Origin of the sequence: Adonisia turfae CCMR0081 (assembly GCF_011009555.1) — a bacterium.
Classification (GTDB): domain Bacteria; phylum Cyanobacteriota; class Cyanobacteriia; order Phormidesmidales; family Phormidesmidaceae; genus Leptothoe; species Leptothoe turfae.
Map to the genome: position 1 here is coordinate 2,298,276 of NZ_QXHD01000004.1, position 24,324 is coordinate 2,322,599.

General features: G+C 47.5%; 26 protein-coding genes and 1 tRNA gene. 15 read left to right on the plus strand and 12 right to left on the minus strand.

Annotation, left to right across the window (positions count from 1 at the left end; all coding sequences use genetic code 11):
- On the minus strand, window positions 1-327 hold a 327-nt coding region (locus DXZ20_RS14235; protein WP_250565757.1), incomplete at its 3' end, for a caspase family protein.
- A gap of 7 nt (window positions 328-334) precedes the next feature.
- Window positions 335-709 carry a hypothetical protein gene (locus tag DXZ20_RS14240; protein ID WP_163698830.1) on the minus strand — a complete coding sequence of 125 codons (375 nt, stop codon included), beginning with the start codon at window positions 707-709 and terminating at the stop codon, window positions 335-337.
- Between the two features lie 402 nt (window positions 710-1,111).
- On the opposite strand from DXZ20_RS14240, the gene DXZ20_RS14245 reads away from it, so the two are divergent.
- A complete protein-coding gene (locus DXZ20_RS14245) occupies window positions 1,112-1,441 on the plus strand; it encodes a hypothetical protein (RefSeq protein ID WP_163696629.1) in 330 nt (109 codons plus the stop codon).
- A 90-nt stretch (window positions 1,442-1,531) separates the two neighbouring features.
- Entirely contained in the window at window positions 1,532-2,161 is a 630-nt protein-coding gene (locus DXZ20_RS14250; RefSeq protein WP_163669767.1) for a hypothetical protein, read from the plus strand.
- Between the two features lie 3 nt (window positions 2,162-2,164).
- Here DXZ20_RS14250 and DXZ20_RS14255 read toward each other — a convergent pair whose 3' ends face one another.
- Window positions 2,165-2,908, minus strand: a complete 744-nt coding sequence (locus DXZ20_RS14255; RefSeq protein ID WP_163669769.1) for a DUF554 domain-containing protein — start codon at window positions 2,906-2,908, stop codon at window positions 2,165-2,167.
- Window positions 2,909-3,137: 229 nt separating this feature from the next.
- On the opposite strand from DXZ20_RS14255, the gene DXZ20_RS14260 reads away from it, so the two are divergent.
- A complete protein-coding gene (locus DXZ20_RS14260; RefSeq protein WP_163698832.1) occupies window positions 3,138-4,094 on the plus strand; it encodes an Npun_F2552 family protein in 957 nt (318 codons plus the stop codon).
- A gap of 122 nt (window positions 4,095-4,216) precedes the next feature.
- Here DXZ20_RS14260 and DXZ20_RS14265 read toward each other — a convergent pair whose 3' ends face one another.
- The 3 genes from DXZ20_RS14265 to rimI form a co-directional block, all read right to left on the minus strand.
- Window positions 4,217-4,636, minus strand: coding sequence for a hypothetical protein (locus tag DXZ20_RS14265; protein ID WP_163669773.1), 420 nt, complete (start codon window positions 4,634-4,636; stop codon window positions 4,217-4,219).
- Between the two features lie 388 nt (window positions 4,637-5,024).
- A complete protein-coding gene (locus DXZ20_RS14270; protein WP_163669775.1) occupies window positions 5,025-7,493 on the minus strand; it encodes an ATP-dependent Clp protease ATP-binding subunit in 2,469 nt (822 codons plus the stop codon).
- Window positions 7,494-7,822: 329 nt separating this feature from the next.
- On the minus strand, window positions 7,823-8,365 hold the full coding sequence (gene rimI, locus DXZ20_RS14275; RefSeq protein ID WP_250565158.1) for a ribosomal protein S18-alanine N-acetyltransferase: 543 nt from the start codon (window positions 8,363-8,365) through the stop codon (window positions 7,823-7,825).
- Between the two features lie 128 nt (window positions 8,366-8,493).
- Between rimI and lysA the strand changes: the two genes are divergently transcribed.
- From lysA to arsM, 8 genes are all read left to right on the plus strand, one after another.
- A complete protein-coding gene (lysA, locus tag DXZ20_RS14280) occupies window positions 8,494-9,885 on the plus strand; it encodes a diaminopimelate decarboxylase (RefSeq protein WP_163669792.1) in 1,392 nt (463 codons plus the stop codon).
- A gap of 395 nt (window positions 9,886-10,280) precedes the next feature.
- On the plus strand, window positions 10,281-11,135 hold the full coding sequence (cdaA, locus tag DXZ20_RS14285) for a diadenylate cyclase CdaA (protein WP_006518533.1): 855 nt from the start codon (window positions 10,281-10,283) through the stop codon (window positions 11,133-11,135).
- Between the two features lie 164 nt (window positions 11,136-11,299).
- On the plus strand, window positions 11,300-11,617 hold the full coding sequence (gene pedR, locus DXZ20_RS14290) for a photosynthetic electron transport-dependent transcriptional regulator PedR (protein ID WP_163669793.1): 318 nt from the start codon (window positions 11,300-11,302) through the stop codon (window positions 11,615-11,617).
- A 123-nt stretch (window positions 11,618-11,740) separates the two neighbouring features.
- Window positions 11,741-13,021 (plus strand): histidine--tRNA ligase, encoded by a 1,281-nt coding sequence (hisS, locus tag DXZ20_RS14295; RefSeq protein ID WP_163669795.1) that lies wholly within the window; start codon window positions 11,741-11,743, stop codon window positions 13,019-13,021.
- 59 nt (window positions 13,022-13,080) lie between these two features.
- The gene (locus DXZ20_RS14300) at window positions 13,081-13,638 is read left to right on the plus strand and encodes a GNAT family N-acetyltransferase (protein ID WP_163669797.1); all 558 of its coding nucleotides are present in this window, start codon (window positions 13,081-13,083) and stop codon (window positions 13,636-13,638) included.
- 120 nt (window positions 13,639-13,758) lie between these two features.
- Window positions 13,759-14,460 (plus strand): DUF5671 domain-containing protein, encoded by a 702-nt coding sequence (locus DXZ20_RS14305; protein WP_250565758.1) that lies wholly within the window; start codon window positions 13,759-13,761, stop codon window positions 14,458-14,460.
- Between the two features lie 48 nt (window positions 14,461-14,508).
- Entirely contained in the window at window positions 14,509-14,931 is a 423-nt protein-coding gene (locus tag DXZ20_RS14310) for a hypothetical protein (protein WP_163698834.1), read from the plus strand.
- A gap of 170 nt (window positions 14,932-15,101) precedes the next feature.
- Window positions 15,102-16,070, plus strand: coding sequence for an arsenosugar biosynthesis arsenite methyltransferase ArsM (gene arsM, locus DXZ20_RS14315; protein WP_163669802.1), 969 nt, complete (start codon window positions 15,102-15,104; stop codon window positions 16,068-16,070).
- Here the strand turns inward: arsM and DXZ20_RS14320 are convergent.
- Window positions 16,067-16,639 carry a PEP-CTERM sorting domain-containing protein gene (locus DXZ20_RS14320; RefSeq protein ID WP_163669809.1) on the minus strand — a complete coding sequence of 191 codons (573 nt, stop codon included), beginning with the start codon at window positions 16,637-16,639 and terminating at the stop codon, window positions 16,067-16,069. The two genes, arsM and DXZ20_RS14320, sit on opposite strands and share 4 nt — an antisense overlap.
- Window positions 16,640-17,029: 390 nt before the next feature.
- Between DXZ20_RS14320 and DXZ20_RS14325 the strand changes: the two genes are divergently transcribed.
- The gene (locus tag DXZ20_RS14325; protein WP_163669812.1) at window positions 17,030-17,767 is read left to right on the plus strand and encodes a succinate dehydrogenase/fumarate reductase iron-sulfur subunit; all 738 of its coding nucleotides are present in this window, start codon (window positions 17,030-17,032) and stop codon (window positions 17,765-17,767) included.
- Between the two features lie 89 nt (window positions 17,768-17,856).
- Here DXZ20_RS14325 and DXZ20_RS14330 read toward each other — a convergent pair whose 3' ends face one another.
- The 5 genes from DXZ20_RS14330 to rsfS all read right to left on the minus strand — a co-directional run bounded on the left by DXZ20_RS14330 (window position 17,857) and on the right by rsfS (window position 20,836).
- Window positions 17,857-18,414, minus strand: a complete 558-nt coding sequence (locus DXZ20_RS14330) for a peroxiredoxin (RefSeq protein ID WP_163698835.1) — start codon at window positions 18,412-18,414, stop codon at window positions 17,857-17,859.
- 144 nt (window positions 18,415-18,558) lie between these two features.
- Window positions 18,559-18,632, minus strand: a tRNA-Met gene (locus tag DXZ20_RS14335).
- Window positions 18,633-18,759: 127 nt separating this feature from the next.
- Complete coding sequence (locus DXZ20_RS14340) at window positions 18,760-19,713, minus strand: asparaginase (RefSeq protein WP_163669816.1); 954 nt, start codon at window positions 19,711-19,713, stop codon at window positions 18,760-18,762.
- Between the two features lie 131 nt (window positions 19,714-19,844).
- Window positions 19,845-20,342: a CGLD27 family protein gene (locus DXZ20_RS14345; RefSeq protein WP_163669818.1), complete on the minus strand. Its 498-nt coding sequence runs from the start codon at window positions 20,340-20,342 to the stop codon at window positions 19,845-19,847.
- 53 nt (window positions 20,343-20,395) lie between these two features.
- Window positions 20,396-20,836: a ribosome silencing factor gene (gene rsfS, locus DXZ20_RS14350; protein ID WP_250565759.1), complete on the minus strand. Its 441-nt coding sequence runs from the start codon at window positions 20,834-20,836 to the stop codon at window positions 20,396-20,398.
- A gap of 237 nt (window positions 20,837-21,073) precedes the next feature.
- Here rsfS and DXZ20_RS14355 point away from each other — a divergent pair, with 237 nt between their 5' ends.
- The 3 genes from DXZ20_RS14355 to DXZ20_RS14365 all read left to right on the plus strand — a co-directional run bounded on the left by DXZ20_RS14355 (window position 21,074) and on the right by DXZ20_RS14365 (window position 24,310).
- On the plus strand, window positions 21,074-21,925 hold the full coding sequence (locus tag DXZ20_RS14355; RefSeq protein ID WP_163698837.1) for a HEAT repeat domain-containing protein: 852 nt from the start codon (window positions 21,074-21,076) through the stop codon (window positions 21,923-21,925).
- An 88-nt stretch (window positions 21,926-22,013) separates the two neighbouring features.
- The gene (locus DXZ20_RS14360) at window positions 22,014-22,433 is read left to right on the plus strand and encodes a peptidylprolyl isomerase (protein ID WP_163669822.1); all 420 of its coding nucleotides are present in this window, start codon (window positions 22,014-22,016) and stop codon (window positions 22,431-22,433) included.
- 731 nt (window positions 22,434-23,164) lie between these two features.
- Window positions 23,165-24,310 (plus strand): hypothetical protein, encoded by a 1,146-nt coding sequence (locus tag DXZ20_RS14365; protein ID WP_163698839.1) that lies wholly within the window; start codon window positions 23,165-23,167, stop codon window positions 24,308-24,310.
- Window positions 24,311-24,324 lie beyond the last annotated feature (14 nt).

A 24,324-nucleotide genomic window follows, 5' to 3' on the forward strand; every position in this document is an offset into this window, starting at 1 on the left:
CGTTGGGTCAATAATCACCCCCTTACCATTTTTCTCAACTTGAGGAGTTGCTAAAAATAGCTTTTCTTCTTGATTCTTGACGCCATGACCAGAAAAATACATTAAAACAACGTCATCTGGCCTCTTGTCCGCAAAGAGATTGTAGATCCCCCGTTCTAGCACCTGTCGTTCTGGATTTGCTAATACAGTGACTGAATCAAAGTTGCAGAGTTCTTCGTTTTCTAGAACTTCCTTAACACGCTGAATATCGTTTATGACACTAGGGAGTGCAGGAAAAGCATCATTCTCGTAGGTACCTACGCCAACAAGCAATGCATATTTAGCCATAGTTAGATCACCCGTTGATAAAGCGTTCTACTTCTGGCATCACCTGCTGTAGGTCCTCAGGCGTTCGAATTTTTATTTTTAGTTCTCTACCATTGCCTTTAGCTTCAACTTCTATTGAAGAACCAAAGAGGTTTTGACCTAAAACCCCCACCATTTTTTTCAAAGCATCTAAATTTAGGAGGGCTTTAAGTTTACCTAATACAAAACCGCCAATCCCTTTAGCACCAGGCAATGCTTCAGAGACAGGGAGTAGCATTACATCTTGTAGCTCTTCCAATTCGGCCAGTTGATTTCTTAGTGTGCGAACAGATACTTGAATTTCTTCATCAGAAAGCTCAGGATTTTCAAGAGTAACGATAACTTCAATAGATGAACCAGCCATAGAAATTCACTGACAATTGATTCTGTAGCCCCAAATGTATAGGAGAATACATGAAGATCGGGTATCTAAGTATCTTATCAGGTGAACAGTAGGATTAACGAACGTTTGTGTGATTTTTAGGCACCTTCAAATGTGTTTTTTTAGGGTATTTAACATCCCTTGGTTCCGGGATCAGGCATAAATTCACTTTTGTTTAGCTAAAGTACGGAAAGCCTATTCAAATTATGCGTAATTTACTGAGTTTGTAGTTTCCCAAAAGATTTTTTTAACTAATTGCTTATGTGATGACTCTTTGAAACTGAATTTAAGCTTTTTGGAAGATATCAAGATTCAACAGAATGAAAGGCTACATTGCTTGAGCACATTTTGATCACCTTTTAGAGTTCTGATCGATATTGTCATATGGCCGAATTGTCTATTAAACAAAAGTCTTTATTTATAGAGAAGATATTCCCGGTGAAGCTGCTGGATCAGCAGGTGTACTACGAGCAGAGAAAACCCGTTGGTACAGGGAAACAAACTTTACCCCCTAAAGCCAAAGTCCTTCTCCCAGCAGCACCCCACCGTGAATCGGTCCTCATCACCCTCATCGGCTCAAACATTACCATGGACCTGATCATCAAACACCTCCATAAGCTTGGTTTTGCTGATCCCAATGCCTGGAGCAAAGAGCAAACCGAACCGAAAAGCGGTCAGCCCATGCGAGTCCTGAAAAAATGGATGCGCGTATGAGTCAAACCTGTCTTCAAGTGTTTACTAGAAGCTTCGCTATAGTTAAAGTGCTTTCTGTATTTCAGAGCCTTAGGTTAAAAGGTAAATTCAATGGCTAAACCACCAATCCTAGATCCTGAGCGTTCATATACCTTTCGGTCATATTTTGAAATGACCTATGATCCAGAGGATATCCTGGCTGAGTTTGGCTATCGCCTACAAAGGGCACGAATTACTTTACCTCAGGGAAAACGCACCTTTCCTCAGCTTGCTGAATTAGAACAGCGCATTGAACGTACATTGCCAGTCGTGAGTTTGACTAGCGAAACTGCTCGTCGGGAGACCTTGGTAGCTCCTATCCTGATAGAAATAGCTGCTTTCTGCAATTGTCAGCTCAAAATTGAATATCCCCTCAATGTTAGTCAATGGCTTAAAGGTAATCTGGATTATCTCCTACGATCTGATCACGAGTTTTTAATTATTGAGGCAAAAAACGACGATCTGTCGCGAGGCTTTACACAGTTAGCCGTAGAACTCATTGCCCTGGCAAAACAACAAGAATCCTTAGACCCCTTATTTGGTGCCGTAACCATTGGTGAAGTGTGGCGATTTGGTCAGCTCGATCCGCAGAAACAACAAATCACTCAAGACTTAGAACTGTTTAAACTACCAGGAGATTTAGACAGTTTAGTCTCCGTACTCATTGGCATTATGGAAGAACAAACTGCTTTTGCAGTGTAGTCTCTAAACACTCAACAACTGACAAAGTTTATACAGCAGTGGTGTCAACAATAGCGCTGGTAAAAATGAGGCCACTCGGATAGTCGCCACTTTTAACAAATTCAAACCTAACCCTAGAATAATGACCCCACCCACACCGGTCACCAACAACACACTGGGGGAAGATGCCGGATCACCAATCCCACTGGCCAACAATCCAGCCAACAAAGACATACCACCCTGATAGACCACCACGGGCAGCACCGAAAACCCAACACCAGCACCATAACTACCGGTCAACGCGATCGACACCAGGCCATCCATAGTGCCCTTGATAATTAAAATTGTGCCATCACCGCTAAGACCGTTGTTGAGACTGCCCAAAATTGCCATGGGGCCAATGCAAAACAACAAACTCGCAGCAACAAACCCTTCAGTAAACTGACCGCCGCCGCCAAATCTGGCTTTTAAAGCATCCCCAATAGCGATGAGTCGTCGTTCTATCTGCCACCACTCGCCCAGCAGACCACCGACAACCAAGGCCACCAAACCAACAATCACACCAGCAATGTTGCCAGCATCTACCTCAGTCAATGGCTGAGCCATTTGCATTCCGATAAATAGAGTGATCAGCCCCACCGCCTGGGTAATCACATCCTGCATCGCCCGAGGTAATCGTCCCCTGACAATTAGCCCACTCGTGGTACCCAATAGCACCAGCACCACGTTAATCCAGGTCCCACTTGTCTTTGCCCACAGGCTCAGCATTATTTTCTTATCTTCTATAGCATCCTGAGGGCATCATCGTCCCCTTGGACACCCTACAATCTTAAGCCCACCTTTTGTCGTCAATACTCTACTTGCGCATCAGGATCAACCAGGCATTTCTTCATGTAGGGTCGTTCCATGGAACGACCCTACATCAGATATTGGATTGCACTTTAGGGCCACCAGATTCACAATAAATAATGAAATTGACCATTTTCTTGAATAATCTATGGTTTCCGTCAGTCTGCTCAAAGCCACCAGCTACGATGTCGACATCCTAGAGCAGCAGCTTCGTGACCTGCTGGCTCCTTTAGGTGGCATGGCAGCCTATGTCAAACCAGGTCAACGAGTTCTTTTAAAACCTAATTTACTCACAGGCGCACGTCCTACCAAGGAATGCACTACGCGGGCAGAGTTGGTTTATTGTGTGGCTAAACTGGTTCAAGAAGTTGGCGGCCAACCGTTTTTGGGTGATAGCCCAGCCTTTGGTAGCGCCTACGGTGTTGCTAAGGCCAATGGTCTACTGCAGTGGGCAAAGAAACTTGACTTACCCATTGTGGAACTCCACGGTAAACGCTATCAGTTTCAGCAAGAGGGTAATTTTGATAACCTGCTGCTCTCGAAAGAAGCAATGGAAGCCGATGTGGTGATCAATTTACCTAAGGTTAAATCCCACGTTCAGCTCACGCTAACATTGGGTGTCAAAAATCTCTTCGGCTGCGTGCCAGGAAAAATGAAAGCCTGGTGGCATATGGAATCAGGTAAGGACTGTCAGAAATTTGCTCAAATGTTGGTGGAAACTGCCCAAGCTATTGACCCAGACCTGACAATTTTAGATGGCATCATTGGTCATGAAGGTAACGGACCTAGCGGCGGTGAACCACGACGCCTTGGGGTATTAGGAGCATCACAGAATGTCTATGCTCTAGATCGGGCCATGGTAGATGTTCTTCAGATCAAGCCATCTCAAGTGCCAACCGTTGCAGCCTCTCAACGCCTTGGACTATGCCCCAATAACATTGATTTTGTTCTACAGTCACCGGCTGAGTTGTACATCGATAACTGGCAACTACCCGAGAAGCTAATGCCCATTGATTTCGGCATGCCACGGGTGATGAAATCTACCTTTAAGCACCTGTATATTCGATTTATCAAGGAACCGATCGCTGCCTATGCCCAGCGCTAGGTGGCATCAACCGCATGTTCCTATACACCCAAAGGTCGAGCTTGATAGATTAGCCCGACCTTTGGGTATAGAATTGATTCGCCACCGGGCGCTATCAGCAGGGATGTTGTATCCAGCCTTTACTAGAAACCAGCGGTAGTTCTCCTCATCGCTTTGGCCATGGACTTAAACGACGACATGCTGGGGCCTGGGCGACGACGACTTGCCTTAGCAACGGGGGTTGTGTAATCAAATGTGGGAGCTGGCTCTGGTTCAGGTGCTGGCGGTTGATTAGCTGAAGCTGCCAGTGCTGTACGAATTAGTTCTATAGGATCTGAAATAGAGGCAGTTGGAGTGGCCACTGGGGCAGCTGTTTCGGATGCTTTGTTATCAGTATTCTTGACCTTTTTAGCCGCAGGAGCTTTGGCTGTCGCTGCAGCGGGCTTTGGCGCTGGTGCAGCAGCAGGTGCTGGCGTAGCAGTGGGCTCAGAAATAGCCGCGATTTCTTCTTCGGGTAATTCTAAATAGTATCCAGACTTTTTACCTAAAAGTTTGTCCAGCACTCTAACTAAGCTCCTAATCAAACAGCAATGTTGTTGCTAATTTAAGGAAATATTTTTAGCTGCGTTGCCAAGAATTCCAAGAATTATTTAGCAACTTACAGATTAAGTTATTCCAAAAAACAGCAACGTTCAGCAATAAATACGCCGAATCCCATCGGCAATCATAACCTTGCAACGAAGTCGCTGCGAGGTAAAACCATTATCAAATCTGACGCCTGTGGGAAGCAAGGAAGCATCAGACCTGTTTACAATAGTTAATAACTTACTTATTTAAGCGATTATTTAAGCGATATCGTTTCCTCAATCTGGCCCAAGCATGGCCATTAAAAATGACTTCTCGGAACTTTTCCAAGAAGTCATTTGTGAAATGAACTGAGACTAGGGCAGCTTAATCGGCACCTTGGGTAAGTAGCTCACGCTTCTCCTTAGGTGCGATAACGACCTTACCTTTCTCATCCACATCGACGACGGCTGTATCTCCATCCTGTAGACGGCTGGATAGAATCTCCTCTGCTAAGGTGTCCTCTAGCAGACGCATGATGGCGCGACGCAACGGTCGAGCACCGTAGCTGGGGTTGTAGCCCTCTTCCACCAAACGCTCTTTGAACTTGTCCGTTACCTCTAGGGTGATTCCCTGTTCGGTTAACCGACCAAAGACTTCTTTGAGCAGAATATCGGAGATTTCTTTAACCTCAGGCTTAGTAAGCTGACGGAAGACGATGATTTCGTCCAAACGGTTCAAGAACTCAGGACGGAAGTACTGCTTCAGCTCTTCATTAACTAGAGAACGAATGCGGTTGTACTGAGACTCAGCTGCATCTTCCTCTAGCTCAAAGCCAAGGCCACCGCCACCTTTCTCAATAACCTTAGAACCGATGTTGGAGGTCAAAATCAACAAGGTGTTCTTGAAGTCAACTGTACGGCCTTTGGCATCGGTGAGACGGCCATCTTCCAAAATCTGCAACAGCATGTTGAAGACATCAGGGTGGGCCTTTTCAATCTCATCAAAGAGAACGACTGTATAAGGACGACGACGTACAGCCTCAGTCAGCTGACCGCCTTCGCTATAGCCGACATAGCCCGGAGGAGAACCAATCAGCTTAGAAACTGTGTGGCGTTCCATAAACTCGGACATGTCAAGGCGAATCATCGCTTCTTCCGAGCCGAAGAAGTAAGCGGCCAATGCCTTGGTTAACTCGGTCTTACCAACACCGGTAGGACCAGAGAAGACAAAGCTCGCAATGGGCCGGTTGGGATTCTTTAAACCCACACGGGCTCGACGAATTGCCCGAGAAATTGCTTTCACAGCTTCATCTTGGCCGATAACGCGCTGATGCAGCGTATCTTCCATGTGAAGCAGCTTCTCAGACTCAGTTTCGGTCAGTTTATTAACCGGTACGCCAGTCCAAGATGCCACGATGTGGGCAATGTCCTCTTCGGTAACCTCAGGAGAATCAGAACTACCAGCTTCATCAGTGCGCTTACTTTGAGCGATCGCACGAATTTCAGCCTTAATTTCCATTTCGCGATCGCGAAGCTCACCCGCTTTGTCAAAATCCTGAGAACGTACCGCATTGTCCTTATCTTTTAGAACACTGCGAAGCTCTCGGTCTAGCTCCTTAGCAGCCGGGGGAAGCTGGGAATTAATCAGTCGTACCCGAGAGCCTGCCTCGTCAATTAGGTCAATGGCTTTATCGGGAAGGAAACGGTCAGAGATATAACGATCCGCCAGCTTGGCCGCAGCTTCCAAGGACTCATCAAGAATCTTGAGCTTATGATGCTGTTCGTAGCGATCGCGTAGACCGTGCAGAATTTCGATGGTTTCCTCAACGCTAGGCTCACCCACCATCACAGGCTGAAAACGACGCTCTAGGGCAGCATCTCGCTCAATGTGCTTACGATACTCATCCAGGGTGGTGGCACCGATGCACTGTAACTCACCCCGAGCCAGGGCAGGTTTGAGGATGTTAGCAGCATCAATAGCGCCCTCAGCAGCACCCGCACCGATCAGGGTATGAACCTCATCGATTACTAGGATGACATTCGCAGCTGAGCGAATTTCATCCATGATTTTTTTCAGGCGCTCTTCAAATTCACCGCGATACTTGGTTCCTGCCACTAACAGACCAATATCCAGGGTGACAACCCGCTTTTCTTCAAGGATATCGGGGACATCACCGTTGGCAATGCGTTGGGCCAAGCCCTCGGCAATTGCAGTTTTACCCACACCTGGCTCACCAATGAGGACAGGGTTATTTTTGGTACGACGGCCTAGAATCTGAATAACACGTTCAATTTCTTTTTGACGGCCAACCACAGGGTCAAGCTTGCCCTCTGAGGCCATCTGAGTCAGGTTAGAGCCAAATTCATCCAGGGTGGGCGTCTTCGTTCGACCTTGACTACCACCAGTGGAGACCTCAGCGGTCTCACCTAACATACGAATCACTTGGGTACGAACCTTAGACAGGTCGACACCAAGGTTTTCTAGTACACGGGCAGCCACGCCTTCGCCTTCGCGAATTAGGCCAAGGAGCAGATGCTCAGTACCAATATAGTTATGGCCTAGCTGACGGGCCTCTTCCAGGGACAGCTCTAACACCCGCTTAGCACGTGGTGTGAAGGGAATTTCTACGGCGACGAACCCGGAACCGCGACCGATAATCTTTTCGACCTCGATCCGAGCATCTTTGAGATTTACCCCCATGGACTTCAGAACTTTGGCGGCCACACCGGTACCTTCACCGATGAGACCGAGGAGGATTTGCTCAGTTCCCACAAAGTTATGGCCCAGTCGGCGAGCCTCTTCCTGGGCGAGCATGATCACCTTAATGGCTTTTTCTGTAAAGCGTTCAAACATGGCGGCTTTTCATCACCTGGCTTGTGCGGAGTTGCCATGATTCTAGCACAGCCATTTTTGCTGAAACTGTGCCGGTATTCACGACTTGCAATGGATCTAGCGCTAAAAAAAGACTCACTTAAACAATTTTTGGGTAGATCTGGGAGTGAAGTCAGGCGGCATTGTCCTTGGTCGCGCTCGTTACATCGTGTACCACCGATTACTGACATCCTTAACCAAGATTTAAGCCTGACAGGGCCTTTGTTTAGGGGGCAAACGCCTTGAATTTAGAGATTTTACTCCACAGATTTTCCGTGGCATTACGCACATAAATATTTAATACGTATTAATTAGTGATTGTTACATGGGTGCCATTGGTATTGATGCTGACGAAATGTTTCTGTGCATTCAAGTTCTAAATGCTTTAGCTGTTGTAGAAACTCAGGGTTTTGCAAATGGCTGCGCCATAAAATGAGGGCATTTTCGCCGTCCTGGTAATATCGCTTACGTTGTCCGGCTGTGCGAAAGCCAAATTTTTGATACAGACTCAGGGCTTTTTGATTAGACGCTCGCACTTCTAACGTGGCATGGGTGAGTTCGCGTTGACGTGCCAGCTGTAGCAGCTGAATGAGCAAGAGCTGTCCTAAGTATTGGCGGTGATAATCGGGATGAATGGCTAATGTAGTGATATGGGCTTCATCTAGAATGGCCCATAGACAGCCTAGACCAATTACATCTTGATTGGCCAAAAGTACAAGTAGATCGCTATTGGGACTGTCAATTTCGCGTCGGTAGCCAGCTTCAGTCCACAGCCCCCCCAGACAAACCTGATCGAGCCGCAATACAGCAGGCAGCAACTCATCGGTCAAAACTTGGTAGGTCAGTGTTGTCATCACGCGTATGAAAAGGTCCAGGTAAATAGATACTTTCTCAGAAGAAGCCAGAGGGTGATCGGTGACGAATTGTACACTGGAAGCTTGCATTGGGTGATTTCACCCGCTGACAACCTCTGACAATAGCTATGGTTTCCACACTTCCTTCTGCAAATCAAACCACTCGTTCTAGCCTTGACTACCTGGAGACTAACGGGTCTGACTCACCCAATCAGCGGCTTTTACCCCTCAGTGTTCAGGTGAATGAACAGGATCATCTGCAAGTTGGCGGGTGTGATGTCGTCGATCTAGTTAAGGAGTTTGGCTCTCCGTTATACATTCTTGATGAAGTGACGCTGCGAACGGCATGTCAGCAGTATCGTCAGGCATTTGACCAATACTATCCGGGAGAGGCTCTAGTGATGTACGCCTCAAAGGCATGGAACTGTTTGGCGGTGTGTGCGATCGCAACCCAAGAGGGCCTAGCCGTGGATGTGGTATCAGGGGGGGAACTCCTAACGGCACTAACGGCTGGCGTTAATCCAGATAAGCTTTACTTTCACGGTAACAACAAATCCCACGGTGAGCTGCAACGAGGCATTGACGCAGGCTGCCGCATTGTTGTCGATAACTGGCATGAGCTTAAAACCCTCAGCGCGCTAGCCAGTCCGCAAACCCCCGCAACTATTCTGCTACGAATCACACCAGGCATTGAATGCCACACCCACGACTATATTCGCACCGGACACATCGATAGCAAGTTTGGCTTTGATCCCGATCAATTAGAAGAAGTCTTTACCTTCGTAGCTCAGCAGTCATCATTAGTTTGTGTTGGTCTGCATGCCCATATCGGCTCTCAAATTTTTGAGCTACAGCCCCATGAAGATTTATCTGCTGTCCTTGTAACTTGGATGGAAGCAGCAAAACGCCATGGTTTACCTATTAGCGAACTCGATGTGGGGGGTGGCCTTGGCATTCGCTACACCGAAACCGACGATCCACCCAGCATTACTGATTGGGCACAGGTCGTTTGCGAAAACATGGTCAAAGCTTGCCAAGAGGCCAATGTGGCTTTACCCAAATTAATCTGCGAGCCAGGACGTTCTCTCATTGGCACAGCTTGTATCACCGCTTATACCATCGGCGGCCAGAAGACTGTCCCCGGTATTCGTGCCTATGCTGCGGTAGATGGCGGTATGTCTGACAATCCTCGTCCGATTACTTATCAGTCGCTTTACCGAGTGTTAGCGGCTAACAAAATGTCAGCCCCCCTCAGTGAAACCGTTACCTTGGCAGGTAAACACTGCGAATCGGGAGATGTGCTGATTCACGATGCCCAGCTGCCTGTTTTAGTGGCGGGCGACATCGTCGCTATTCCCGCCACTGGAGCTTACAACTACAGCATGGCTTCCAACTACAATCGCGTTCCTCGACCGGCAGCCGTATTGGTGAAAAACGGTGAGGCCTCATTAATAGTAGAGCGAGAAACCGATGCAGACTTAATCCGCTACGACCGTCTCCCCAGCTATTTAAGGAGCTGAGCTTGGCTATCTGGCGGTCAATGGAGCTGTTGCCTAGAATAGAAGCCAAGATACATGCTGCGGGCCATCTTGGGTAGTCTTTACAGTAGCCGCCGCTTTAGCAATGAATCGTCCACAGTTATTAACGCTATCTGTGGCGTCTTATCCTGTAAATCCTGATTTTTGAACTGGGTGCATCCTGAGATCTGCCGTGGCATCTCGTAAATGCAATTAGAGGAAGCGTTGGTTACCTTGGCAGGCCAACAACCAGGGTCCTTCTCAAAGCGATATGCAGGATACGTAGCCCCCGCTACCGTGATTAGAAGAACGGTTTGAATGCTAAAGCCGAGCGTCTAACGCAATGTCTAACGCACTATTTAGATCCTTATATTGAAAACCCAGGTTGGGGCTGACATTTGCTAGGTCTGTTCATCCATATCATCGATATTGCCCTTGTTCTCGTTCTCATCTACCTAATGTTGGTGGTTATTGGCGAGCGCCGTAACCTATGGATGATTCGAGGACTTATTGTGCTGATGCTGGCAGCCGTTCTTAGCCATGCGCTAAAGCTATCGCTGCTTGGTTTTGTGCTGACTAATTTATCCTTTGGGGCCGCTGTGGCCATGGCCCTGATGCTACAAGCAGAAATTCGTCGATTTTTAGAACTTTTGGGACGGGGCGAACTTATTCAGCTGTTTTCTCCCACCAGTCGCCCCACATCCAGACCAGATGGTGTGATTGATGAACTGGTGGATGCCGTTCGGGAACTCTCTCAAAAACGTACGGGAGCGCTAATGATTTTAGAACTTGGCCCCCCCATTGATGAAAATGATTTCTCGGTTCCTGGAGTACGGCTGAACGCCGATCTATCCAAGGAACTGATTCAGACTATTTTCCAAACCAGTACCTTGCTCCATGACGGTGCCATTCTCATCCGTGCGTCTCGGATTGTAGCCGCCGGGGTCATTCTGCCCATTTCAGAAAGAATTGCCTCAAGACAGTTGGGGACTCGCCACAGGGCAGCCATGGGGATTACTGAACGCATTGAAAATTGCCTGTGTATAGTCGTTTCTGAAGAAACGGGTTCTATTTCCATTGCCCAACGGGGTCGCCTGAATCGCCCCCTGACTAGCAACCGATTGAGGGAGCTACTACAGGAACAATTCACACCGCTGGTGGAAAGCGACACTGTTGCCCCTGAATTGCTCAATCTCGGTCGTCGGTTGACCGGGCTATGGAAATGGGCTGGGCAATTACTGGATAGACGTTAGATATCTGGATGTCTAGAGTTTTCCAGGTTTATTTTAGATCTCTGCTCAGGCCGTTACAAATGGGGCAGATTAAGTAAAAAAGCTAACAAACACGCCTCATCTTAAAAATGGTTATGATGTAATAAGCACTAAGCATATATACGCAGTGAGTGAAGGGTACTTCCATGTCAGCCAGCCAATCTTCCCAGGAAAAAGAGCAAACTCCCTTGTCAGAACGGGAATTGCAGATTGTTGAGCTGGTTGCCGCTGGCTTAACTAATCAAGAAATCTCAACTGAGCTTGATATTAGTAAGCGCACCGTTGATAACCACATCAGTAATGTTCTAAATAAAACAGCCACCGGTAATCGGGTGGCATTGGTCCGTTGGGCTCTGAAATGGGGCAAGGTCTGTATCGATGACGTTAACTGTTGCAACCTGCCCACTACTAATGGTCATAATGATCAGCATCTCTCCAATGGCCAGCAGGAGCTAGTGTCTTAAACCAAAGTTGCCATCTGTGGTCTTTTCTGCACAAAAATCTAATTCTGGTTGTGGATAAAGTTTAAGCTGGCGATCATTTGATAGGGTGGGCAATGCCCACTGCAAATTTTTAACAGTTCACTAATGAGCAATATCCAGGCACTGCGAGGTACCCGTGACATTCTGCCCGATGAGGTAACGGTGTGGCAGCATGTGGAATCAGTAGCTCGTGATATTCTCAATCGCGCTGCCTATCGAGAAATTCGCCCACCCATGTTTGAGCAAACAGAGTTGTTTGCTCGGGGCATTGGTGAGGCCACCGATGTCGTTGGTAAGGAAATGTACTCCTTTGAAGATCGGGGGGGACGTTCCATTACACTGCGGCCAGAAATTACTGCTGGTCTTGTGCGGGCCTTTATTGGTAATAAGTTGTACGCGAGCGGCGGTGTACAGCGTCTATGGCATACGGGGCCAGCCTTTCGTTATGAGCGTCCTCAAAAAGGGCGGCAGCGACAGTTTCATCAGCTAGATGTAGAAATTTTGGGTAGTCGCGATCCACGGGCGGATGTGGAGGTAATTGCGATCGCAACCGACATCCTCCAAAGTCTGGGTTTAAAGTCTCTGACCTTGGATCTCAACTCAGTCGGTAGCGGAGCCGATCGCCAAGTCTATCGCGATGCTTTAGTGAACTACCTCACCCCTTACAGAGATGAACTTGACGGTGATTCCCAAGCTCGCCTAACGCGAAACCCCCTGCGTATTCTGGATAGTAAAGACAGTCGCACCCAGGAAATTGTCAACGATGCCCCCAGTTTGCTGGATCATCTGAGTGATGATTCCCAGCGTCACTTTAACCAGGTGCAACAGCAGCTCAGTGCCCTGGGCATTGACTTCACTATTAATCCTCGGTTAGTGCGAGGTCTCGACTACTATACCCACACTGCCTTTGAAATTATGTCAGCGGATCTTGGAGCCCAGGCTACAGTCTGCGGTGGTGGTCGCTATGATGGTTTAGTCCAACAATTGGGCGGCCCAGACGTTCCAGCCATTGGCTTTGCCATTGGTTTAGAACGACTCACCATTTTACTTCAGCAACTGCAAAGTACACCGGTCCCTGCCTTAGATTTCTACATCGTTTCCCGAGGTGAAAAAGCAGAGCCTGCGACTACAGTGCTTGCTCAGAAGCTTCGCCATGCAGGATTTTCGGTAGAAATCGACTTGAGTGCTAGTGCCTTTGGTAAACAGTTTAAGCGGGCTGATCGCAGCGGCGCTATTGGCTGTTTGATTCTGGGGGACGCCGAAGCTGAAGCGAACACTGTACAGCTAAAGTGGCTGAGTTCGGGAGACCAGTCAGAACTGTCTCAAACTGATTTAATTAGACAGGCTGACAGTCTAAAAAACAAACTTGCAACCTTGCGCCAGTAATAAAATTAGATCTATTAGCCCATGTATAGACGTTGCAGGCAACGTCTCTTCACCCATTTATGTCAAGACTAGAGGTCACCACCACCTATCTAGAAATGCTGTCCGTGAGTCAGATTAACCCTGCCTCGCCCACGCACATCACCCTGACAGAAGCTGTTGTCCCATGTCCAGAATTCCAACGATTCCTTTACACCGCAGTGGGAGGATCATGGTACTGGATGGACCGCCTGCGTTGGACCTACCAACAGTGGGCCGATTATCTCAACCAAGAGTCCGTTTGTGTCTGGGTTGGCTATGTCAACGGTGTACCAGCAGGCTACTTTGAGCTGTCAAAACAACCCGATCTCAGTGCCAAAATTGAGTATTTTGGTCTCTTGCCTCAATTTATTGGTCAAGGCCACGGGGGCTATCTTCTAACCCTGGCTCTCAAAACAGCCTGGGAACTCACCTCAACACGGGTCTGGGTGCATACCAACTCCATTGATGGTCCCCATGCCCTAAAAAATTATCAGGCGCGGGGGTTGGTCATTTATGACCAACAGCAACATATTTTTGACTTGCCCCAAAGCTCACCAGGGCCATGGCCTGGAGCCCGTAGCCCTCACCAAAAGCACTAGGCACAATTCCTTCAGAGACAATTACTCCAGAGACAATTACTAAGAAATATCCTCACTTCCGTCACAGGCTCCAATGGCGATGCTAGCGTAAACGGAATCAAAGGCTAATTTAGAGTGTCCATGGCCCAAGATCCATCTAACGATATATCCGATAACTCTCCTCAGACCCCATTAAACCAGCCTAAAAATCGTTCAGAGCTGGTAAATTTTATCGCAGCCGCTCGCAGTCGGGGAGCCTCCGATGAGTTTATTAGTAGCCTACTACGCAATTTTGGTTGGCCCCAAAGAGAGATTGAGCGTGCCTATTTTGTCGTCTATGAAGAATTCGTGGGCATGCCCATTCCTGCGCCCTCGGGTGGTCAAGGGGAAGCAGCGCGAGATGCCTTTATCTATCTGCTTTCGTTTGTCACGTTAGGAATTTGGACCCAAGCACTGGGAGAAATTGGGTTTATCTTGATCAATCACGTCATCCCAGATCCCTTAAGCCGTTCCTATGGCGACTCATCGTTTCAGGTGGCCTTTTGTCTAGCCCGTCTGTTGGTGGCCTATCCGGTATATCTGCTATTGATGCGCAGAATTCTCAAGGACCTGTCTGTATATCGCGAAAAAACCTACTCCGGTGTCCGCAAATGGCTCACCTATATTGCCCTACTCATCGTTGCATTGGTGGGCATCGGTACCTTAATGGCGTTTCTCACTTCGTTTTTGCGCGGCGAATTAACTCCACGGTTTTTGCTCAAAGTGCTGATTATTTTAGTCATTGACGGCAGCGTCTTAGCATATTACTACCAATGGGTTCAACGACGTCCAGCTCAGATTTAACTCAACGTCTACCGTCAGATGGGCTATGCCCACCTCGCTTTGCAAACTATGAACCATTCAGCATTTGATCGTACCTTTGCCACCCTCGCTACTGTGGCTGTCGCTGCTGGTGCAGCGGCTGGTTTTTGGGTGTTGGGCACACCAGGTCAGCAGCGTCTGATCATGAGTGACCGACAGCGATTGGAAGATTTGAATGCGATCGCAAATACCCTTTATTGGCAAAATCAAGACCAGGAAGAATACGTCCTACCCGACACCCTAAACCCGGATGATCAGCGTCAAGATCCCATTACTCAAGAGCCCTATGGCTATAGCAAAGTTGACGAGAGTCTATACCAGCTCTGCGCTAATTTTGCCACCGATAGCAGCACCCACAAGTTAGCCAATGCCAATAACGAAAACTGGCAACACCCTGAAGGATTTCACTGCTTCGAATTAGAAATTAGTCAACAGCCCCCCTCTCTCTATTAACCATTTCAAGATTAGAGAAATTAGACAATCTATGGCATGATCCAAAGCCATCACGACAGGTTCAGCCGATTTTCAGGAGATTTTCAGCTGTGTAGGCGTTAATAACAGCAGCCTAACCGCCTAAAATCAGACCTCTATCTCACCCCTTCGTTTTCTTCTAGGAGAATTACATGAGCTACCTTGAAACCACAGCTAAGTTCTATAGTGACGTGGCCGAAGACCCCATGGTAGGACTGTGCTGTGTTCAGAGCACCCCATTGCAGCTACCGGACTTAAATGTTCCTACCCTGATGCAGGAAATGAACTACGGTTGCGGTACAACCGTCCATCCGTCCGAATTATCCGGTGACCCTACCGTGCTCTATGTTGGCGTTGGTGGTGGCATTGAAGCCTTACAATTTGCCTACTTTTCACGGCGGCCCCAGGGGGTCATTGCTGTGGATCCTGTAGATGCGATGAGGGATGCAGCCCAGCGCAACCTAGCCATCGCTGCCGAAGAAAACGACTGGTTTGACCCCAGCTTTGTCGACATTCGTAAAGGTGATGCATTCGATTTGCCCATCCCCGACAATTCCGTCGATGTGATGGCACAGAACTGTCTGTTCAACATTTTTGAACCGGCGGATCTAGTGCGGGCTCTAAAAGAAGCCTATCGAGTGATTAAACCTGGCGGTCGTTTGGTCATGAGTGATCCCATTGCCACCCGCCCAATCCCCCCCCACTTGCAAGCAGACGAACGGTTGCGGGCTCTATGCCTGTCGGGAGCCCTCACCTATAACGAGTATATTCAGGCTTTAATTGACACGGGGTTTGGCCAGGTGGAAATCCGAGCCCGTCGCCCCTACCGTCTACTGGGTAAAGAAACCTACAACCTAGATCAACCCCTATTGCTAGAAAGCTTAGACTCAGTTGCGTTCAAGGTTCCCCTTCCTCCTGATGGAGCCTGTGTCTTTACTGGCAAAACAGCTGTCTATGCTGGCACAGAAGAGTACCTTGACGATCAGTCCGGACATATCATGCAGCCAGGCATTCCCCTGGCAGTATGCGATAAAACTGCAGCTAACCTGGCCAGCAAGTTCCCTAATGAGATTGTTTTAACCCCATCCACCTGGTTCTATGACGGAGGGGGGTGTTGCTAACCTAGACGGCGCGTTAGCCAGCAGCCACAGCCCACTGTGGCAAAGCCTAACCAAACAGACGGCTCTGGCACCGACTGCCTATTTGGACTAGTCGAGTTGGGGGGCAATGCATGATTAACAGTATCTCCTCGGTAAAGATTTGCCCCCACAACATATCCAAATTCATTGTTGTCAATCGCAAATCCATCCACTGCGACATCGTTAATAAGCGGAATTTCCGCAGGGTTATTACCTAAACGAGAAACGATATAGGTGATACCCATAAACTGGCCATCTTGAAAGTTGACTTTTGGAGAGTTGGCATCAATATCTAAAACATCATTGTCATCAGTAAATATGATGCCACCAAAATCAAAGATAATTGACGTAGGCCGAACCGTTTCGTAACTCTCTTTCAGTAAATTCGTGACATCAACGGATGTTAACCCTATATAGCGCTCTCCTGCGAGGGGGCCGGATGTAACATCTACAGTGAAGTCATAGGAAACAGTGTGAGCAAAAGCTACTTGTGCCTTAAAGAATGTCAATATGGCAGTTGTTGCCGCCATCAAACAAACGCGATTCATCATGACAAGATTACCTTAGCTCAGTCAATTTATGGTCTCTAAACATCTTTAAATCCTGTATGTATACCCTAAAGGAGAGTCATAACAAAAACGCCAGTAACAACAAGGAAATTTGATGAGTGTTTACTTAAACTTGTAGTCAACTATTCTGAAAAATTGCGGACTTGAAAAACAAGAGGTAGTCCAACAAAAGATATTAAGTACTATTTTTTTCAGCCTAATGTCGGATTACATAATAGTTGTGGCAGTCATGAAGCCCTGGGCGTACTATTGAACTGTTGGCAAACAAATCTGCCTTGTGTCTAGCAACAGCTATGTGCGCCAAGCTATAAGTTCTGAGCGGCACCGTAGATCTCAGGGCTATGTATTCCATCGATAAAACAATGACGAACAATGCAGCTAAAGCTTAAGGTTTGGCGACAGGCAGCTCCTGATCAATCAGGGCATCTAGAGGACTATCGCCTTTCAGGCGTATCTCCCGATATGTCCTTTCTAGAATTACTTGATTTACTCAATGAACAGCTCACAGCCTCGGGGCAAGAGCCGGTGGAGTTTGATCACGATTGTAGAGAGGGAATTTGTGGCTCTTGTGACCTGATGATCAATGGTCAGGCCCATGGACCAGAGCTGCGTACGGCTACTTGCCAACTGTATATGCGTAACTTCAAAGATGGGGATACCATCGTCATCGAGCCTTGGAGGGCTCAGGCATTCCCAGTTGTTAAAGACTTAGTGGTAGATCGCAGTGCGTTGGACCGGATCATGGCAGCCGGGGGCTTTGTATCTGTAAAAACCGGGTCTGCGCCTGAAGCTAATAGTCTTCCTGTTGCCCCTGGTAAAGCGCAAACTGCCTTTGATTATGCCACTTGTATTGGCTGTGGAGCCTGTGTAGCGGCTTGCCCCAATGCGTCTGCCGCCCTATTTACTGCGGCGAAGGTGGCTCATCTGTCTTTACTTCCCCAGGGACATCCCGAACGCCGTCAGCGTGTCATCAACATGACTGAACAAATGACAGCCGAAGGCTTTGGTGATTGCTCTAACCACGGAGAATGTCAGGCGGTCTGTCCTAAGGGAATTTCGATTGATGCGATCGCAACCATGCGCCGCGAATACCTCAAGACCATTTTTTAAGGCCTATCACCCAATCGTGGGTTGTCCAAATCGTAAAGCCATACCCCAAATCGTGTGGGGACGTTCCATGGAACGTCCCCACACGATTATTAGGCCTGGAGTTCGTCCAATCGGGCCAGGACTTCTTGGCTATGAATTGCCGGGCGCACACCGAGAAAACGCTCGCGCATGGTCCCATCTGGAGCAATTAGATAAGTATGGCGCATCGACATGGGTTTCATCCAAGACCCATAGGCACGGCTCACCGCACCATCAGTATCTGCCAGTAAGGGAAACTTTAAGCCTTCGGAATCACAAAATTCAGCATGGCTATCCACATCGTCAGCACTGACACCAATAACCTGGGTCTTGCGCTCAATAAACTCTGGTAAATCTCGCTGAAAGCGTTGTGCTTCCAACGTGCAACCAGGGGTAAAGTCCTTGGGGTAGAAATAAAGAACAACCCACTGTCCCAAGTAATCTGTTAGGGAAATTTCCCCATCGCCTACATTTGTGGGGAGCGTAAAGGCAGGAGCAGGCTCCCCCAACGGTACTTGTTCACCACCGAGAGCTTGGGCCGGTAATGATGGCCCTAAAATCAGCACCCCTACCAAGAGCACCGACAAAGCCAGACGGTAAATACAACGACGGACAAACGAAAGGGTCATAACAAACAACAGCAAAGCAAATACTTTACTTAAGTTAACATTTCTGGCCAAGCCCACAGGTTGTCTCAAACACTAAGGAAATTAGATGAGATACACAAAAAAATAAGGTTCGAAGTTAAACTTCGAACCTTATTTTTTCTTAAGTGGCGGGGGCCGGATTTGAACCAACGACCTTCGGGTTATGAGCCCGACGAGCTACCAGACTGCTCTACCCCGCGTCAGCGCTTTACTACTATAGCTATGGGTTGTGTAAAGTGCAATACTTTTTTGCCATTAATTTTTGATCCCCAGATTTTTTCATATCTAATTCTGCCAAAAGCCCATGACAGTAGGCTTTTCAAGAAACTAAACAAGGTCAATTTCACCAACCATATCGAGCCGCTTGTAGTCGCTCAAATTTAAATAGGTTTCGGCCATCGTGTCGGCAATATCTGGAGAAATCCATCCCAACTGTCGTAAAACATGGAGAGCCGCTGCATATTTAGCCCGCTTAGAGCCATCCACGACCTTCAGGGCTACCCCCAAGCCTTCCCCTACTCGACTCATACATTGAATCCCTTCTGCCCCAGACTTACTGAGAATTTCGCCATGGGTCAAGCACATTAATTCCGTATCAAATCCGCCGGGGCCTGATACCATCTCCGGATGGTGTGTCATGGCTCGCACAACTCGCTCCATCTCCAGGTTTTCTCCTGACGCCAATTTGGCATACAGCGTTGCCATTTGTCGCAGCTGCATGAAATAGGTGGGAGCACCACAGTCATCGTGGGCGCAAATAAACTCGTCAGATGGCATTCCCAATAAACTGGCAAAGCGATTGAGAATCAGCTGTTGCAAAGGATGATTGCGGTTCAGATAGGTATTGAGTTCCCATCCTTGCTGTTTACAGCATGCCAGCATGCCAGCATGCTTACCTGAACAGTTGTGTTCCAACGGGCTCTTCTTGCCATCGGGCACCGGACATCGTAAACACGTAGGTTCTAAATCAGCACGCCACAAAATGCCAAATACTTGCCGGGCCTGGTGGGTCAGGCCTTGGTGAGAACCACAGATAATGGCCAAATCTTTGTCAGTAAGCTTAAACGCATCCAAAGCCCCTGTAGATGCAATAGCCATCGCTTGGAAGGGCTTCAGGGCAGAACGTATAAAGCTGGCATTATCTGCATCACCAGCTCCTGATAGTAGTCTCCCGCGACTATCAGCCACTGCCGCGTGGACCTGATGAACAGACTCGACAATCCCTTCTCTCAACAGTTGGACTGCCAATGGAGTAGTGGAGATACGGCTTGGCCTAGGCATAAATTTTGATTGAAACAGCTAGAAAATGACGATATATAAGATATACAAAGATACCGGACCATCTGAACCGAGATCAGAATACACCGATAAAAACTGAATACCTGACTTATCTTGGCAAAACAGGAAAATAGTTAGAGGAGCGACCACCCCAGAATACTGGTTGCCAGGCAGCTGGCTATGATACCAAAGGTTTTTCTCAGGCGACTTAAGATTGGTTTCACCTGGTAATCCACGATCAGGCAATCGCGATTGAATACATCATCAGGCTTAGTCCATATCTGACCGTCATACCAACCCGACTCTTCGTAGGGCAGGTCCCTGATTTGCAAGCGATGACCCACATGGGACCAACCCACATAAAGCTGTAGCAACGTTAGCGTTGGTATCACCAAAGCTCCCAATGAGGCACTCACCAAAAACTGAGTCAAAAATTTGGTTGGAGCAAAACTGGCAGCGGCAATCGGTGCGGAGACTAACCAACTGAGCCCCCAAACCACTAGAACAGGGACGGTGTAACCACGCAAACTACGGGCACCCCAGCTATAAAACCAGGACTCCCGCATTTCCTCATATTCTCGAATAGGCAGCTGCTCAGCAGGAACAGGACAGCGTGGTGCAGAGCGTTTCATGGCCAATGGTTACGTTTTAATAACTTCATCATAGGATAAGCACTCGCTTTGGCCTATTGCCCCATGCCAGGGGAGGGCGTAGGAATAAACTCAATGCGCTTAACGTGGCCCCAGAATGCCTCAAGATCGTAATATTCGCGCTCACGTGGCTGAAAAATGTGGGCAATGACGTCACCGTAGTCATAAATCACCCATTTCCCTTCTTCAACGCCCTCTGTACGTAGAGGAGAGCGGCCATGGTCCGTTTCGATGGTGGACTCAATGGAGCGGGCAATCGCACGAACCTGGACATTGGTAAACCCAGTGGCAATTACAAAGTAATCAGCTAGATAGGACGCATCGCCCACCTGTAGGATAGAAATATCCTCTGCTTTCCGGTCATCGGCGGCATTGGCAATGGCTGTCGCCAGCTCTAATGCCTTTTCGTCTATTTGTTCCGTTGCGATCGCATCTACACTATTTCCTGATGTATCCAATCTAAGTGCCTCAGTCAAAGATAATAAGCTCCCTCATCAAATCAACAATATCTACACGGTAATGCAAATTATTTGAAGCAGAACACATTCAGCAATTCTGCAGTCAATAGTGTAACGAGGTGTAATACATTACCAGTGGGTGTACCTAATGGCCATTACCGATGTCAAACTTTGGCATCATAGGGGATAATCCATCTGATTTTAGGGGATAATCCATCTGATTTAGAAAGTGAACCTACATGAGGAAGCGCTGTTATGGCGACGCAAGCAGGGATAGGCGTATTAATTGGATTGGGGATCGGTTCGGGTGTAACCGCCTTCTTAATGCAACGCATTATTCGTCGCCAGGATAATGCCTTACAGCAATCCATTAATCGCTTGAACCGCATCCAGGAAGATCATGCCCAAGATTTAAATGCAGCCCTGGAAAAAATGGCCGCTGACTACGAACAGCAATTGGCCGCCAAAATTGAGCGTTACCAAGACACCCATGAAGAACAACTCACCGAGCTAGACGCCGAATACGAAGCGCGTATTGCAGCATTGACCGGCATTGGCTTTCAAGAAGAAACCAATGCAGTGCCAGAAACGACGGCAGATGCAGTCAACGAGGTTTCAGCGCCCCCAATTGAAGCCACTCAACCCATTCCAGAACAAACCTTTACACCCATTCCAGATCCCTGGGCAGAGAGCAACAATCCACCTGGAGCCACATCTGAACCCGCTACCCCCCCAGAGACAGTGGCCACAACCTCGGTTGAGACAACGACTGCACCTGGCCAGCCCAACGCCAGCCAGAATACCCAACTGACTCAAACCGCAGCTGAACTAGGTAAAACCGCCGCCCTCAATCGTAAGGAAGCTATTCGCGCTGTCCCCCAGCTTGGCAAGCTCACCAAAGATGTCGATGCTGATGTTCGTCTAGCAGCCATTACAGCCCTTCAAGAATCTGGTTCCATCAAGGCAATTCCCTTTCTGCGGCAGGCACTTAGAGATACTGACAGCCGTGTTGTAGCTGCTGCCAGTGCCGCCCTCAATCGCTTTAAAGGCAGCAAGAAACCTGCGCCAAAAGCTAAAAAAACTAACAAAACCAAACGTCGTCGATAAGATATCTGCAACTCAGCTTGAGCCAAACTACGCTTGCTGCCATCATAGGCAAAGGTTTTAACCCGCTTTGCTATACGAGGATGCCTGCATGACTAAAGCAATCATGGAAACCGCGAAGGGAACTATCAATATCGACTTTTTCGATAACGATGCTCCCAATACAGTTGCAAACTTTGTCAAACTTGCCAAAGACGGATTCTACGACGGGCTCAATTTCCACCGCGTCATCCCCAACTTTATGATTCAGGGCGGTTGTCCCAATGGTACTGGGACTGGTGGCCCTGGCTATAAAATCAAGTGTGAAATCAACCCTAACAAGCACGAGGCAGGCAGTCTATCCATGGCCCATGCCGGTCGTGATACAGGAGGTAGTCAGTTCTTCATATGCCATTCTCCTCAACCTCACCTGGATGGAGTTCACACAGTCTTTGGTAAAACCACAGATATGGATGTTGTTAATGCCATTAAGGGTGGCGATAAGATAGTGTCCGTGACCATTCAAGACTAAAACTATTGCTTTGGTGGCCCAGCCGCTAATGATTAATAGCTTTAAACTACAGCCCTGTCTCTTCATTGGTCATGAAAAGACAGGGCTAGTTTTTTAGAGGCCCATTCATGTCATACCAAATCCGAATTTATTCACCCTGATTAAAAATGGACAATCCTGTAGGGGCAATGCCTTAGGGATGCCCTTCGGTATCGGGCGTTACTAGTCAGAATTTCGTATAAGTCAATAGATAAGTCAATGCATTTAAAATAAACTCCATAAGTTTCCGTTCAACTAATTGAACGGTTCAATAGAACACATCTGAATAGAGTGTTCGGGAGTAAGATAGCTAACCAAGCCCCACAGAATTTACCAACAATAGAGAGAGTAATCTCACACTCCTGTTGTGCAGTATGCTATCTCTTCATTTTTGGCCGATATGTTATTTAGATCTCTGTTTTTAAATAATTTCATTCCCTCTCATTCTTCTCATTAAACGCAGTCTTTTTTCTTATATTTCTCATCTTTAGAGAGATATCTAAATACCGAGTGATTTGACCCTGTTTTTGTCTTGCATTATCAGGATTTCTACGATTAGTATAGCTGTAAGATTCGTAATCTTTAAAACAGCGTATTCCTATGGCTAACATCAAAAAATCACTCAGTATTGTATTGAGGATGGTAAAAACTATCGGAGTCGCTTTTGGTGATTGGAAAACGAGTTTTTCCTTATAGTTTTTTGATGAATAGTCATGGTTGAGATACCCTGTGATTCCCCGCCAGCTTCAGAAAAACTGAATATTGACCTACTTAAAATTTGGCTGATCCGCTATCTACCCAAGCTGGGATTAATCTCTTTGCAAGCACATAGCCAGGTGAAGGCACGTCTTGCTGTTGCCGTGTCAGCAGAAGCCCGTCAAGAAACCCGTAGAAAAGTTTTGGGAAACCTAACAGCCCACTGCACAATGTCAGGGTTAAGGGCGCAACATCTGATGATGGATAGCCATATGCCATTGCAAATTCTTGAAGCTCAAAAAATCACTCATCAGATAGTGGCTATCTATCAATACTTAATGGAAGCCTATGTGAGAGATTTTGTATTTGCCCCGGTCTTGCACCATTTGCACACTACTGATAGTAAACAGGTAGTTGCACTTCAGATACTGCCCAAGTTTCATCAATTGATGCAAGGATTAGCGCCGTTGCTCAAGGGGTTACAATCTCTGATTTCAACATCTACCAATCTTCGTGCCATTGGCTTTTTAAGTACACAGATTCATCTATCTCGACAACGGATCTTAAGTCGTTTAGATGTTTATGAGCGCATCTGGCTCTCTCCATATTTGCAACTGACTGAAGAATTGCTGTGTATGCCTTGGCAGCGCGTATGCATAGCAGCAGGTAACCATTCATCCAACAGCCCGGCAGCGGCACTTGTGACCAAAATGTTGCCCCTGACGGAACCTATTGCCAGTGCGGTTTATCATCGAGCATTACGCACTTTTCCAAATCATGTTAGTCGTCAGGGTTGCATCCAGTCAGATCCGGTGCAAACCTCCAGTGTTCGCGATCTGAGCATGTTTCAAACCTACATCTGGCTCTCTTTGCTGGAGGGCAATATATCGGTTATTAAAAATGAGCTTCTGCCTCTATGTCTTTTAGTCTTCCCATGTTCCAAAGTTAGCTGGCAATTTGTGCAGTATGGGATTCAGTGGCTTAGTGAAGAGATTTACTTGCACCTCACATCTCCAGAAACACTCATGTTTTCTAGCTACATTAAACCCATTCAACGACTGTTTAAGCAGGCTGACCCAGAGCAGATTGATCTGGTGAAAGTCAACAGCAAGTTAACGATAAAAACCATGGGGCATCAACTTAAGCCGGTAAGTCTTGGCTAAGTAGTATTGCTTTT

Coding starts and splice junctions, on each gene's coding strand:
- DXZ20_RS14240 (WP_163698830.1), bottom strand. CDS start 709: ATGGCTGGTTCATCTATTGAAGTTATCGTTACTCTTGAAAATCCTGAG.
- DXZ20_RS14245 (WP_163696629.1), top strand. CDS start 1,112: ATGGCCGAATTGTCTATTAAACAAAAGTCTTTATTTATAGAGAAGATA.
- DXZ20_RS14250 (WP_163669767.1), top strand. CDS start 1,532: ATGGCTAAACCACCAATCCTAGATCCTGAGCGTTCATATACCTTTCGG.
- DXZ20_RS14255 (WP_163669769.1), bottom strand. CDS start 2,908: ATGCTGAGCCTGTGGGCAAAGACAAGTGGGACCTGGATTAACGTGGTG.
- DXZ20_RS14260 (WP_163698832.1), top strand. CDS start 3,138: ATGGTTTCCGTCAGTCTGCTCAAAGCCACCAGCTACGATGTCGACATC.
- DXZ20_RS14270 (WP_163669775.1), bottom strand. CDS start 7,493: ATGTTTGAACGCTTTACAGAAAAAGCCATTAAGGTGATCATGCTCGCC.
- rimI (WP_250565158.1), bottom strand. CDS start 8,365: ATGACAACACTGACCTACCAAGTTTTGACCGATGAGTTGCTGCCTGCT.
- lysA (WP_163669792.1), top strand. CDS start 8,494: ATGGTTTCCACACTTCCTTCTGCAAATCAAACCACTCGTTCTAGCCTT.
- pedR (WP_163669793.1), top strand. CDS start 11,300: ATGTCAGCCAGCCAATCTTCCCAGGAAAAAGAGCAAACTCCCTTGTCA.
- hisS (WP_163669795.1), top strand. CDS start 11,741: ATGAGCAATATCCAGGCACTGCGAGGTACCCGTGACATTCTGCCCGAT.
- DXZ20_RS14300 (WP_163669797.1), top strand. CDS start 13,081: ATGTCAAGACTAGAGGTCACCACCACCTATCTAGAAATGCTGTCCGTG.
- DXZ20_RS14305 (WP_250565758.1), top strand. CDS start 13,759: ATGGCCCAAGATCCATCTAACGATATATCCGATAACTCTCCTCAGACC.
- DXZ20_RS14310 (WP_163698834.1), top strand. CDS start 14,509: ATGAACCATTCAGCATTTGATCGTACCTTTGCCACCCTCGCTACTGTG.
- arsM (WP_163669802.1), top strand. CDS start 15,102: ATGAGCTACCTTGAAACCACAGCTAAGTTCTATAGTGACGTGGCCGAA.
- DXZ20_RS14320 (WP_163669809.1), bottom strand. CDS start 16,639: ATGATGAATCGCGTTTGTTTGATGGCGGCAACAACTGCCATATTGACA.
- DXZ20_RS14325 (WP_163669812.1), top strand. CDS start 17,030: ATGCAGCTAAAGCTTAAGGTTTGGCGACAGGCAGCTCCTGATCAATCA.
- DXZ20_RS14330 (WP_163698835.1), bottom strand. CDS start 18,414: ATGACCCTTTCGTTTGTCCGTCGTTGTATTTACCGTCTGGCTTTGTCG.
- DXZ20_RS14340 (WP_163669816.1), bottom strand. CDS start 19,713: ATGCCTAGGCCAAGCCGTATCTCCACTACTCCATTGGCAGTCCAACTG.
- DXZ20_RS14345 (WP_163669818.1), bottom strand. CDS start 20,342: ATGAAACGCTCTGCACCACGCTGTCCTGTTCCTGCTGAGCAGCTGCCT.
- DXZ20_RS14355 (WP_163698837.1), top strand. CDS start 21,074: ATGGCGACGCAAGCAGGGATAGGCGTATTAATTGGATTGGGGATCGGT.
- DXZ20_RS14360 (WP_163669822.1), top strand. CDS start 22,014: ATGACTAAAGCAATCATGGAAACCGCGAAGGGAACTATCAATATCGAC.
- DXZ20_RS14365 (WP_163698839.1), top strand. CDS start 23,165: ATGGTTGAGATACCCTGTGATTCCCCGCCAGCTTCAGAAAAACTGAAT.